This is a genomic window from Paraburkholderia terricola (assembly GCF_900142195.1).
Taxonomy (GTDB): domain Bacteria; phylum Pseudomonadota; class Gammaproteobacteria; order Burkholderiales; family Burkholderiaceae; genus Paraburkholderia; species Paraburkholderia terricola.
In genome coordinates, this window is record NZ_FRAB01000016.1 from 26851 (window position 1) to 38869 (window position 12019).

Annotated in this window: 11 protein-coding genes; 2 read left to right on the forward strand and 9 right to left on the reverse strand. The window is 63.3% G+C overall.

All coding sequences use genetic code 11. The features are described from left to right. Positions 1-15: 15 nt before the first annotated feature. Both BUE39_RS15840 and BUE39_RS15845 read right to left on the reverse strand, forming a co-directional pair. Entirely contained in the window at positions 16-1302 is a 1287-nt protein-coding gene (locus tag BUE39_RS15840) for an MFS transporter (protein ID WP_073429617.1), read from the reverse strand. 261 nt (positions 1303-1563) lie between these two features. Continuing rightward, on the reverse strand, positions 1564-2784 hold the full coding sequence (locus BUE39_RS15845; protein WP_073429618.1) for a pyridoxal-phosphate-dependent aminotransferase family protein: 1221 nt from the start codon (positions 2782-2784) through the stop codon (positions 1564-1566). Positions 2785-2946: 162 nt separating this feature from the next. Here BUE39_RS15845 and BUE39_RS15850 point away from each other — a divergent pair, with 162 nt between their 5' ends. Further along, positions 2947-3672, forward strand: coding sequence for a GntR family transcriptional regulator (locus BUE39_RS15850; protein WP_073429619.1), 726 nt, complete (start codon positions 2947-2949; stop codon positions 3670-3672). A 453-nt stretch (positions 3673-4125) separates the two neighbouring features. On the opposite strand, the gene BUE39_RS15855 is transcribed toward BUE39_RS15850, so the two are convergent. The 4 genes from BUE39_RS15855 to BUE39_RS15870 form a co-directional block, all read right to left on the reverse strand. Further along, entirely contained in the window at positions 4126-5457 is a 1332-nt protein-coding gene (locus BUE39_RS15855; RefSeq protein WP_073429620.1) for an MFS transporter, read from the reverse strand. 58 nt (positions 5458-5515) lie between these two features. Beyond that, entirely contained in the window at positions 5516-6490 is a 975-nt protein-coding gene (locus BUE39_RS15860) for a hydroxymethylglutaryl-CoA lyase (protein WP_073429621.1), read from the reverse strand. Then, positions 6487-7680 carry a CaiB/BaiF CoA transferase family protein gene (locus tag BUE39_RS15865; protein WP_073429622.1) on the reverse strand — a complete coding sequence of 398 codons (1194 nt, stop codon included), beginning with the start codon at positions 7678-7680 and terminating at the stop codon, positions 6487-6489. Before BUE39_RS15865 ends, BUE39_RS15860 begins: the two co-directional genes overlap by 4 nt. 105 nt (positions 7681-7785) lie before the next feature. After that, positions 7786-8736, reverse strand: a complete 951-nt coding sequence (locus BUE39_RS15870) for a LysR family transcriptional regulator (RefSeq protein ID WP_073429623.1) — start codon at positions 8734-8736, stop codon at positions 7786-7788. A gap of 204 nt (positions 8737-8940) precedes the next feature. Between BUE39_RS15870 and BUE39_RS15875 the strand changes: the two genes are divergently transcribed. Further along, positions 8941-9699, forward strand: a complete 759-nt coding sequence (locus BUE39_RS15875) for an SDR family oxidoreductase (protein WP_073429624.1) — start codon at positions 8941-8943, stop codon at positions 9697-9699. Positions 9700-10331: 632 nt separating this feature from the next. Here the strand turns inward: BUE39_RS15875 and BUE39_RS15880 are convergent. From BUE39_RS15880 to BUE39_RS15890, 3 genes are read right to left on the reverse strand one after another with little or no spacing between them, the layout of a single operon-like run. Beyond that, a complete protein-coding gene (locus tag BUE39_RS15880) occupies positions 10332-10697 on the reverse strand; it encodes a response regulator (RefSeq protein ID WP_073429625.1) in 366 nt (121 codons plus the stop codon). 20 nt (positions 10698-10717) lie between these two features. Next, a complete protein-coding gene (locus tag BUE39_RS15885; protein WP_073429626.1) occupies positions 10718-11266 on the reverse strand; it encodes a hypothetical protein in 549 nt (182 codons plus the stop codon). An 8-nt stretch (positions 11267-11274) separates the two neighbouring features. After that, positions 11275-11997: a methyl-accepting chemotaxis protein gene (locus BUE39_RS15890; RefSeq protein ID WP_073429627.1), complete on the reverse strand. Its 723-nt coding sequence runs from the start codon at positions 11995-11997 to the stop codon at positions 11275-11277. Between the last annotated feature and the right edge of the window lie 22 nt (positions 11998-12019).

Here is a 12019-nt window from a genome sequence, read left to right on the forward strand (position 1 = left end):
AACCACGCATGGCGCTTACGCACCCACGCTCGTGGTCGCATGTGTCGTGTCCGCCGCGCCGAGCGCGAACCGGCTTTCCGGCTGCATGCGGAACGCGAGCACCACGCCGATCGCCATCAACAGCATGCTGCCGACGAACGGCAATTCCCAGCTGCCGGAATAGTCGATCAGGAAACCGCCGACCACAGGCGAGATGATCGCGGCCAGGGCCGAGCCGGTATTCATCATGCCGCTCGCGGTGCCGGAGCATTCCGGTGCGATGTCCATCGGAATCGCCCACATCGGGCCGATCGTCATTTCGGCGAAGAAGAAGCCGGATGCGAGGCACGCCATCGACAGATACACGCTGTGCGTGAACATCAGCGGAATGAGCGAGAGCAGGCAGAACAGCATGCAGACCGACACCATCCAGCTACGCGCGCGCTTCAGGCTGCCGGTGCGCGTGAAGATCCAGTCGGTCACGATGCCGCCGAGCGTGTCGCCGATCACGCCGGCGAGGAACACCACCGACGCGAAGATCGCCGACTTCTTCAGATCCAGGTGATAGCTGTGCAGGAAGTACTGCGGAATCCAGCTCAGGAACAGCCACAGGGTCCAGCCATAGCAAAAGTAGACGACCGTGACCGGCGCCATGCGGCGAAACAGTTTTCCCCACGGCACGCCGGCCGCTTTGGGCTTCGGCGTCGGCAACACCGCGAGTTCCTCGCTCGTGATACGCGGATGATCTTTCGGATGTTCGGTGAAGGTGAACGCCCACACGACGACCCACAGCAAGCTGAAGACGCCGCAGATATAGAACGACTCACGCCAGCCCCACGTCGCCATCACGAGCACGATCAGGCCCGGCGCAACCGCGTTGCCGATACGTGACGCCGCATGGGTGATGCCCTGCGCGAAGCCGCGCTTCTCCTTCGCGACCCAGCGCGCCATCGCGGACGTGGCGGCGGGAAACGTGGCGCCCTCGCCGAAGCCGAGCAACACGCGCGCGGCCAGCAACGAGATCAGGCCGCCGGCGAAACCGGTCAGCAAGGTTGCAACGCCCCACACCGCGCCGCAAAAGAGCAGCGTGCGCCTCGCGCCGAAGCGGTCGCTCACCCAGCCGCCGATGATCTGAAACAGCAGATACGGATACGCGAACGCCGAGAACACCAGGCCCACTTCCGTATGCGAGAGATGAAATTCCTTGCCGAAACCCGCGGCCGCGGTACTGACGTTGACGCGGTCGAGGTAGGTGATGAAGTACATGATGCATAGCATCACTAGAACGATACTGGTCGCACTGGTCACACGAAACCGCTTCATCGTCTCTCTCCGTTGCAGTCTGTCGACGGCACGCCCGGAATGGCGCGCTGCGTCGTCGCCCATCGGCGGCACGCGCCGCGGGCACATCGCATGTTTGTTGTTCGAGCCGCGTTCTGTGCGCGGCTTTCGTGAGGGAAGTGCCCCCCGCCTTCCCTTGCTGCGAATCGCTTGCTGCCTGCTGTTTGTTTGTCTGCTGCTTGTTGCTGTTTGTTGCTCAACGCTGTCGCTGATTGCTTTTTCGAGCGTCGATGCGTGTGGTGATCAGGCCGCGGCTTTCAGACCCGACGCGTGCGTCGGCTCGCTCAACCACTCCATAGCGGCAGGCAAACCGCTTTCCTTGAGCGATACGCCCGCGAGCCGCAGACCCATTTCGCAACCGGCGAGCGTGGCGAGCAGCGTCAGGTCGTTGCAATCGCCCAGATGACCGATGCGGAACATGCGGCCTTTCATCTTGCCGAGCCCCGTGCCGAGCGACATGTCGAAGCGTTCGTAGATGAGCTTGCGCACGCTGTCCGCATCGACGCCGTCGGGCATCATCACGCCGGTGAGCACCGGGCTGTACACGGCCGGATCGGCGCATTGAATTTCCAGACCCCACGCGCGCACCGCGCGGCGGGTCGCCTCGGCGAGACGCTCGTGACGGGCGAACACGTTGTCGAGCCCTTCGCCGAGAATCATCTCGAGCGCTTCGTGGAGCCCGTAAAGCAGGTTCGTGTTCGGCGTGTACGGCCAGTAGCCGGTCTTGTTCATCTCGACGATTTCCGTCCAGTCCCAGAAGCTGCGCGGCAGTTTCGCCTGCTTGCCGGCGGCAAGGGCTTTCGGCGAGATCGCGTTGAAGCTGATGCCGGGCGGCAGCATCAAACCTTTTTGCGAGCCCGACACCGTGACGTCCACGCCCCATTCGTCGTGGCGATAGTCGGCGCAGGCGAGACCCGAGATCGTGTCGACGAGGAACAGCGCCGGGTGACCGGCGGCGTCGATTGCGCGACGCACGGCGGCGATGTCGGAGGTGACGCCCGTGGAGGTTTCATTGTGGACGACGCACACCGCCTTGATCGCGTGTTGGGTGTCGGCGTGCAGGCGTTCCTCGATCATCTGCGGCTGCACTCCGCGCCGCCAGCCTTCGATGCCCGGCAGGCCGAGGAATTCAGGCTTGAGGCCAAGGCTTTCCGCCATCTTTTTCCACAGCGTGGCGAAGTGGCCGGTCTCGAACATCAATACGTGATCGCCGGGGCTCAGCGTGTTGGACAGCGCCGCTTCCCATGCACCCGTGCCCGAAGCCGGGTAGATCACCACCGGTTGCTGCGTCTTGAAGATTTTCTTGATGCCTTCGAGCACTTCCAGGCCGAGTTCGCCGAACTCCGGGCCGCGGTGGTCGATGGTGGGATAGCTCATCGCGCGGAGGATGCGATCCGGCACCGGGCTCGGCCCCGGAATCTGCAGGAAGTGGCGGCCAGCGGGATGAAAGTCTAGTTTGAGCATTGGGCTCCTCCGATTGAATTTTGCATTCAAAAAACTATATCAGACGAACTTTGACAATCCCAAGGCGAAATTCGCTTGCCGGCACCGGTGTTTACCCGCGTGCTTACCTATTCCGCGTGCTTCCGATAAAATTGCATGCAGTGCGATGTTGAGGATTTTTGTATGCAAAATTCGGATTTTGATGCCGGTGTGACGGCTTCGCAGCTCATGCCGAAGGTCGAGCGGCAACGCCTGCACGACACGGTGGTGGAGCATATTCGGCGCTTTATCGTCGAAGGCGTACTCGAGCCGGGCAAGAAACTGAACGAGCGCGAACTGTGCGAAACGCTCGGGATTTCACGCACGCCGCTGCGTGAGGCGCTGAAGGTGCTGGCCGCCGAAGGGCTGATCGAGATTTCGCCGAACCGGGGCGCCTCGGTGTCGAAGATGTCGGAAGCGGAGTTGCGCGAGACCTTCGAATTGATGAGCGGACTCGAAGCGTTTTCCGGCGAGCTGGCGGCCGAGCGGATGACGGCGGCGGAGCTGGCCGAGATCAAGGCGCTGCACTATGCGATGCTCGCCTGCCGCACGCAGAACGATCTGCCGGGGTATTACAGCCGCAATCAGGCGATTCACGACAAGATCAATGAAGCGGCCAGGAATTCGGCGTTGCGGCAAACGTATATCGCGGTGAATCGGCGCTTGCAGGCGCTGAGGTTCCGGTCGAATTTCCAGATTCCCAAGTGGGATCGCGCGATTCACGATCACGACGAGATGTTGAAGGCGCTAGAGGCGCGAGATGGCAAGAAGTTGAGCGCGATTCTTCGGCAGCATTTGCTCGACAAGCGGGATGCGGTTTTGCAGGTGCAGTCGCAGGAAGAGGTGGCGGGGGGCGGGTTGAAGGCCTAGATTGGGAGTAACTGGACGGCCTGACCGATCCTGCATAAAAGTAATCGGGTACGGGCCGGCCTTGGTACAGTCGGAGCGCGCAGCGCTCAAGTGAAACGCAATTGAACGATGACGACCCGACCGGGCTAACCTTCGTAAGGCCCAGCCGCTCTCCGAAAGTTGTCCCCCGTTTCTGTTTGCAAGCCTGTGGACAACGTTCGCATAGGCCAGCCAAGTGATTGATGCGTCAGCGGTATCGCCTTGCGGTTCATGAGTAGGCATCGCGTGTCGCTAGCGACCCCGGAACACGCCAGCCCCCGCCGGAAGGCCGCCGCTCCAACCGGCGCGCGCTCCCGGCTCCAGTTGTCCACACAAACTGGGAACAAGCTTGTGGACAACCTGCGCACAGCGATGCCAGGTGATTGATGCGGCAGGCCTATTGCCCCCCGGCTCAACAGCAGGCAGAGGGCCGCTTCAATGCCGCGCATCCTTCTGACGCAGCGACTCCGGCAAGCCACACAACACAATCAGCGCGCAAACCAGGCTCATCGCGCCGATCACATACAAAGCCGGCGTCGTACTCCCCGTCAGATCCCTCACGCGTCCCACCATGATCGGACTCACGATCCCGCCCAACTGCCCGAGCGTATTGATCAAAGCAATTCCGCCGGCCGCGCCGGCGCCCGTCACGAGCTTGGGCGGCAGGGCCCAGAACGCGGGGATCGAAGCCACCACCCCCGCTCCCATCACGGCCAGCGCGACGATCAGCAACGCAGTCTGCTTGTCGAAGAAGCCCGCGGCAAAGAACCCGATCGCCGACATCACCAGCAAGCCGAACACAAACTTGCGCCGCTCGCCGCTCGCGTCGGATAAGCGCCCCACCACCACCATGCAAATCGCGCCGCACACATACGGCACCGCCGTCAGCAGGCCGATCACAGTCGGATTGTGGGTTCCCGCCACGCGAATCAGATGCGGCGCCCAGAAATTCAAGCCATACGAACCCACCTGGATCAGAAAGTACACGAGGCCCAGCGTCAGGAATCCCGGTGTCCTGATCGCGCCCAACAATGAATGCCCCGTCTCGGGATGACGGCTTTGCTGAGCAATCTGCGCCGTCAGAAAAGACTTCTCTTTCGGCGACAGCCAGCCCGCTTCGTCGATACGATCCTTCAGCAGCTTCAACACCAGGAATCCCAGCACGACGCACGGCAGGCCGCCGAGCAGAAACAGCCAGTGCCAACCCGGCATGCCCAGCACGCCGTTCATATGGCCGATCACGAGACCCGCCGCCGGCGCGCCGACCAGCCCGGAAAACGCAGACGCCAGAAACAGCATCGACGTAATACGCCCGCGATAGCTCGGCGGAAACCACAGCGTCAGGTAATACAGCACGCCGGGCGCGAAGCCCGCTTCCATTGCGCCGATCAGAAAACGCAGCCCGTAGAACTGCCATTCGTTGCTGACGAACACCATCGCCGCCGTCGCCAGTCCCCAGGAAATCATGATCCGCGCGATCCAGCGCCGCGCGCCGACCTTGTAGAGAAACAGGTTGCTCGGTACTTCAAAGAGGACATAGCCGATCACGAACAGGCTCGCGCCAAGACCATAGGCGGTGTCCGACAGCCCGAGGTCGCTCTGCAACTGGAACTTCGCGAAGCTGATGTTGATGCGGTCGAAGAATGCGAACAGATAGCAGATCATGATCAGCGGCATGAGCCGCCACGCGACTTTGCGGATGATGGCCGCGGCATCGTCCGCGTTGCGCTCACGATTGCCGGATGCGACTGCGCCAAGGTCACTCATGTTTGTCTCCAATGCCGGATTCGGCGATGCCGTCCGGTCGTGTAATCGGTTAGGGGGTTTAGATCTGTAGAACGTATTCGGGCACTGCATGCAGGTCGCGGTTGCGGCCGGCCTTCGCCAGTTGCCCGGGCACGTCGTGGCCGAGCAAGGCAGGCAATGCGCGCGACAACACGAGCAGCTTTTCCAGGTCAATCGCCGTGGGAATGCCCATTTCATCGCACAGGTTCACGAGGTCTTCCGTGCAGATGTTGCCCGACGCGCCCGGCGCGAACGGACATCCACCGAGACCGCCGAGCGCCGCGTCGAAACGGCGCGCGCCCGCGTCATACGCGGCCAGCACATTGGCGAGACCCAGGCCGCGCGTGTTGTGAAAGTGCAGCGTGAGCGCCGAGGCAGGCAGCCGTTCGAGCACGCGCGCGACGAGCCGCGCCACCTGGCGCGGGTTCGCCATGCCGGTCGTATCGGCCAGCGTGACGCTCTCGATGCCCATCTCGCGATAGGCATCGACAATGCCGATCACCCGGTCTTCGTCGATCCTGCCTTCGAACGGACAGCCGAACGCGGTCGCCACCGTTGCGTTCAGCAGCACGCCGGAACCCTGAACGTGCCGCACGATATCGCCGAACGCAATCAGCGACGACTCGCAGCTCATCCGCATGTTCGCGCGGTTGTGCGCCTGGCTCGCCGACATCACGAGGTTGAGTTCGTCGGCGCGCGATGCGAGCGCGCGTTCCGCGCCCTTCAGGTTCGGCACCAGCGCGACATAGATCACGCCCGGATGCCGCCCGATCTGCTGGAACACGGCCTCGCCGTCGCGCAAAGCGGGAATCGCTTTCGGCGAGACGAACGAGCCCGCCTCGATACGCGTGAAGCCCGCGGTGGAAAGCGCGTTGATCAGTGCGATCTTGTCGGCGGTGTCGACCCAGGTGGGCTCGATTTGCAAGCCGTCGCGCGGCGCCACTTCCTGCACGATCAGCTTGTCGAAATGCGGGGCGCTCATTGCATGGCTCATTGCATGGCTTGCGTCGTTCATTGCACGGCTCCTTCGCGGCGCAGCCGCTCGATGTCATCGCTGGCGAAACCCAGTTCGCTCAGCACGCTGCCGGTATGTTCGCCGAGCGCCGGGCCCGACCAGCGCACTTCGCCGGGTGTGTCCGAGAGCTTTGGCACGATGCCCGGCATCTTCACGGATGCGCCACCGGGCAATTGCGCTTGCAACAACATGTCGCGCGCCTGGTAATGCGGGTCGGCCACGATGTCGGCCACCGAGTAGATGCGCCCCGCCGGCACTTCCGCGCGTTCGAGCGCGGCCAGCACGTCGTCGGTGGCGTGGTGCGAGGTCCATGCGGTGATCGCCTGATCGAGCATCGCGCATTGCTTCGCGCGGCCGTCGTTATGCGCCAGTGCGGGATCGTCGGCGAGATCGGCGCGGCCGATCACATGCATCAGGCGTTTGAAAATCGGATCGCTGTTGCCGGCGATCACGACGAAGCCCTCGTCTTCCGTGCGATACGTGTTCGACGGCGCGATGCCCGGCAATGCGCCGCCGCTGCGTTCCCGCACGTGACCGAGCAGATCGTATTCGGGCACGAGGCTTTCCATCAGATTGAACACGCTTTCGACGAGCGAGACGTCCACCACCTGGCCTTCGCCCTGCCCTGTCTTCACGCGCAGCAGCGACATCAACGCGCCGATCACGCCATGCAGCGACGCGAGCGAATCACCGAGACTCACGCCGACGCGCGCCGGCGCGCCATCCATTTCGCCGGTCGTATAGCGGATGCCGCCCATCGCTTCGCCGATCGCGCCGAAGCCCGGCCGGTCGCGATACGGGCCGGACTGGCCGTAGCCGGAGATGCGGACCATCGTCAGTTTCGGGTTGATCGCGTGCAGCACGTCCCAGCCGAGGCCGAGCTTTTCGAGCGCGCCGGGGCGCAGGTTTTCGATCACGACGTCAGCATCGGCGGCGAGCCGTTTGACGATATCGACGCCGTCGGCCGACTTCAGGTTCACGCACACGGACTTCTTGTTGCGCGACTGCAGATACCACCAGAGCGAGGTGCCCTCGTGCAGCTTGCGCCATTTGCGAAGGGGGTCGCCGGTTTGCGGGGCTTCGATCTTGATGACGTCGGCGCCGAACTCGGCCATGAGACGCGCGGCAAACGGCGCGGCGATGAGGGTTCCGATCTCGACAACGCGGATACCCTGGAGGGGTCCACCCATTGTGCTGTCTCCCAAGCTGATTTCGTGTTGAGAGACAGCTTAGAAGCGACGCCGCGGCGGCGTCCAACCGCAATTCGCCAACGACCGTTCGCGAACGGCGAACGCTCAGCTTGCAGCGTCGGCGGGTGGGGCTTCAGTGGCTTCCGAGGCTTCGATCGAGCGCAGATGCTCGAACAGCAGGCGGCTCACCGGCGAAAGCGCCTCGACGTCGCGCACCACCAGCACGAGGCTGCGTTCGGACCAGTCGTCCTCGAGCGGCACCCCGACCAGTCCTAGCGAACGCCCCATCAGTTGATACACCTTCAGCGGCAACACGCCGACGCCCATGCCGGCCTGCACCATCCGGCAGACCGCGTCGAAACCCGGCACGTGGATACGTAGCCGCAACGGCTTGCCGGCCTGGCGCGCGGCCATGTGAGTGCGGGCATTGATCGAACTGGCCGCGTGCAGGCCGACGTGATCGCCGTCCAGCGTTTCGGCGAACGCGACGCTGGCGCGCGCGGCCAGCGGATGGTCGTCGCGCGTCACGAGCACCAGCGAATCGCGCCGATAGTGCACGACGTGCAGATCGCGCGTGTCGGCGTCGCCGGAACAGATGCCGAGGTCCGCGAGGCTGTCGTCGACCGCTTCGAGGACGCCGCCGCTCGGCCGCTCTTCGAGGTCGAGCTTGACGCGCTCGTGCTGCAACTGGAACGCGCGCAAGTCCTCGGGCAGAAATTCGACGATCGCCGACAGATTGGCCATCATCCGCACATAGCCTCGCACGCCGCTCGCATGGCCGGCCAGTTCGATGCCGATATTTTCGATGTCGCGCATGACGCGGCGCGCATGATGCAGCAGCGTTTCGCCGGCCGGCGTGAGCGTCATGCCGCGCGCGTTGCGCTTGAACAATGTGGCGCCCACGGCCTGTTCGAGCTCGAGCAGGCGCTTGCTCGCGGCGGAGACGGCAATCGCTTCGCGCTCGGCGGCACGCGTGAGCGTGCCTTCCTCATAGACGGCAAGGAAGAGTTGCAGCGTGGTGAGGTCGAGCTTTCGTAGAAGGTTTTTGATGACCATGGCGAAGCGCCGGGCGGTTGTGCGATCCGTCTATTTTGACATCGGGGTAACGCCGCGGGGTAACGCCAATGCAGTATCGCGAGCGCTTCCGCTCTCAATGAATGCCGCATGAACGCGCGGATCGATGCGCAGCGCCGCCGCACGCATCCCGATGTTGCATGAGAAAATCACAGGCTCCTCATGCCATCGATCACAAGGAACGCCATGACTGCCTCTTTTCCGATTCGCGCGATTGTCACCGGCCACACGCGTGGTCTGGGCGCGGCGCTTGCCGAACAACTGCTCGCGCGCGATGTCACGGTACTGGGCCTGTCGCGCTCGCGTCACGCGGCACTCAAGGCGCGCTTTCCGGCACAACTCGAGGAAATCGAACTGGAACTGGCCGACCCGGTCCGCGTCGCGCAATGGGTCGCAACCGATGCGCTACGTGCATTCGTGAGCGGCGCGCAATCCATCTTGCTGATCAACAACGCGGGCATGGTGCAGCCGATCGGTCCGCTCGAAGGGCAGGACGCAGCGGTCATCGCAAGCGCGGTGAGCCTGAACGTGGCTACGCCGCTGATCCTCGCGAGCGCGCTGGCCGCGGCGAGCGTCGACGCGAATGATCGGCGCATCGTGCATATCTCCAGCGGCGCGGCCCGCAACGCGTATGCCGGCTGGAGCATCTACTGCGCGACCAAGGCCGCGCTCGATCACCACGCGCGCGCTGTTGCACTCGACAGGAATCGCGCGCTGCGTATTTGCAGTCTCGCGCCGGGTGTGATCGATACGAACATGCAGGCGCAGATTCGCGATAGCGGCACCGAGCAGTTCCCCATGCGCGAAAAATTCGAAGACCTCAAGCGCAACGGTCAACTGTCGACGCCCGAGCAATGCGCGATGCAATTGCTCGATTACGCATTCAGCGATGCATTCGGGCAAACGCCGGTGGCCGACATTCGCGAGCTCGCGAAGCAGGCTTGAAGAGCGCAAGCAGCGCTCCCGAAAATCCTCACCTTCCGGCTGACATGCCGACAACCAAACACGCCGGGCGCACTATTCGCGTCGCGCCTGGCGGCTTCCGAAGTTCGAAACCGATCGCCGAACGTGCTCCCGAAAACCCTCACCTTTGGCACGCGGCGATTGGGGTCCGACGCAAGCCACGCATCGGACCGCTCCCGAAAACCCTCACCTTTCGAACTTGGTGGCAGGCCGCAAAGGCATGCTGGGCTGGGCACCGATGGTTCCAAACGGGCCACTCCCGCAAACCCTCACCTTTAAGGCCGCGTGAGTAATCTGCATCCCCAGGTAAGCGGCGGCTCGTCGAACGATGAATCGGACGATGTGTCAGCCGGCGCTGTTCACATCTGGAAGGTGAGGATGAATGGCGCGCGCGGCTCACGGATTGGCCGATCACTCGCAGGTCCCGAATATCCTCACCTTTGAGCGAGCGGACGCAATACAAAGGCCGGCCATGACGATCGCGTGAGCCGGTTTATCCACGCAATCAGCGTGTTTTAGCGGCTATCGTCACCGGGAACCGCGTGTTGCAGACCCCTCGGCGCACGGCTCCCGAAAACTCTCACCTTTGCGCCGCGTCGCCGCGCCAGCGGCGTTTAGCTCGCCAGTTTGCGGAACGTTTCCAACACCGCATCGCCCTTGAACGGCTTCACGATCCAGCCTTTCACACCGGCCGCCTTGCCGCGCTCTTTCATCGCCGGGCTGCTTTCGGTAGTCAGCATGATGACGTTGACGGTCTTGTTCGCGAGCTCGCCGCGAATCTTCTCGACCATCGTCAGGCCGTCCATGTTCGGCATGTTGACGTCGCTGATCACCAGCTTGATGCCGGGGCTCGCCTTGAGTTTGGCGAGGCCGTCCTTGCCGTCCACCGCCGTGTCGGCGTCCAGACCGTTCTTCTTCAGGAAGCCGGCCACTTCATCGCGCACCGTGCTCGAATCATCCACCACCAGAATTTTCGACATGTTTTTTCCTATGACTACACCTAGAACAACTCCAGCTCGCCGCTGGTTTCTTCCATCGCACTCGTATCCGCGACGAAGTCGACCGGCGCATCGGCGCACACGCAGATCGTCGCGGCGAGTTGCATGGAGCCGTTGAGCGTGACCGAATACGCCGACACGAAGTCCGGGTTCAATTCCCGCAGATACGGCAAGCAGTGCGCGCTGAGCACATAGGGCGTGGACATGCCGAGGTCGGGGAAATAGCGCAGCAGTTCCTGATTCATCGCGCCACAACATAGATTGCAGATTTCCAGAAAGACTTCCTGGAAAGGCCGCTCGACGTCGTCTTTCAGGTAATAGCCGCGCGTGGCGTCGTTTTCGTCGAAGTGCAGGATCAGCAGCAGCCGGAACACGATCGACGAGATGGTCAGCACGACCACCTGAGCGCCCTTCATCGCATCCGTGCGCGTGGCGTCGCCGGCGCCGACCGGCGCGATCTCGCACGTATCGCCCGGCTCGATCGGCAAGCGGGCCTGCGCGGCCTTGCGGAAAATGCGCTCGAAGCTGTCCCTGGCTTGTGCCGTAATCACATCCGCCCCTAATGCAAGGTCGAGCTAAACCGGTTGGCCAGCGACTCGACGCTGGCCAGCGACGCCGCGATCATCTTGCCGCCCGCCTGAATGTCCTGAAACGTCGACGTGATGGTCAAATCGTTGCGATGCAGGCTGTCGCGATAGCTCTTTGAAAGTTCTTCGGAGCGTGCAGCCAGCGCCCGCACCTCACTCGCCACCACCGCGAAGCCACGGCCGGCCGGCCCCGCGCGCGCGGCTTCGATCGACGCGTTCAGCGACACGATCACCACATGCCGAACGATCGACGACAGCTCCTGGTTCTTCGCGTGCATGTCGTGGTTCTGCGTCATCAGCGAGATCATCTGTTCGTGCCAGCGCTCGAACGTCGCGCCGAGATGCTTCAGTCGCGCCGCTTCGCCCGCGATCCGTTGCGCCTGACCGGCCCACTGGTCCTTATCGTCGGTGGCGGCTTTCAGCGCCGCGCGCAGTTCGTCCGCGCTTGCGGACTGCTGCGCAAGCTCGTCGCGCAATTGCGCGGCCAACGCTTCCAGGTGTTGCGCGGCCTGCTCGGGTTCGCGGATCGCTTCGGCGCGGTCCGACTGTTCGGCCTTGAGCGTATCGGCGCTGGCTTGCGCTTCGGCGCGCAGGCGGGCTATCAGCCGCGCGGATTGCAGCTTGTGCGCGGCCAACGCCAACAGCGCGGTCACCGCGCTGCCTGCCACGGTCGCCAATACATACTGTTGAATCACCGCTCATCCTTTTGTAGTTCGT

Coding starts and splice junctions, on each gene's coding strand:
- BUE39_RS15840 (WP_073429617.1), bottom strand. CDS start 1,302: ATGAAGCGGTTTCGTGTGACCAGTGCGACCAGTATCGTTCTAGTGATG.
- BUE39_RS15845 (WP_073429618.1), bottom strand. CDS start 2,784: ATGCTCAAACTAGACTTTCATCCCGCTGGCCGCCACTTCCTGCAGATT.
- BUE39_RS15850 (WP_073429619.1), top strand. CDS start 2,947: ATGCAAAATTCGGATTTTGATGCCGGTGTGACGGCTTCGCAGCTCATG.
- BUE39_RS15855 (WP_073429620.1), bottom strand. CDS start 5,457: ATGAGTGACCTTGGCGCAGTCGCATCCGGCAATCGTGAGCGCAACGCG.
- BUE39_RS15860 (WP_073429621.1), bottom strand. CDS start 6,490: ATGAACGACGCAAGCCATGCAATGAGCCATGCAATGAGCGCCCCGCAT.
- BUE39_RS15865 (WP_073429622.1), bottom strand. CDS start 7,680: ATGGGTGGACCCCTCCAGGGTATCCGCGTTGTCGAGATCGGAACCCTC.
- BUE39_RS15870 (WP_073429623.1), bottom strand. CDS start 8,736: ATGGTCATCAAAAACCTTCTACGAAAGCTCGACCTCACCACGCTGCAA.
- BUE39_RS15875 (WP_073429624.1), top strand. CDS start 8,941: ATGACTGCCTCTTTTCCGATTCGCGCGATTGTCACCGGCCACACGCGT.
- BUE39_RS15880 (WP_073429625.1), bottom strand. CDS start 10,697: ATGTCGAAAATTCTGGTGGTGGATGATTCGAGCACGGTGCGCGATGAA.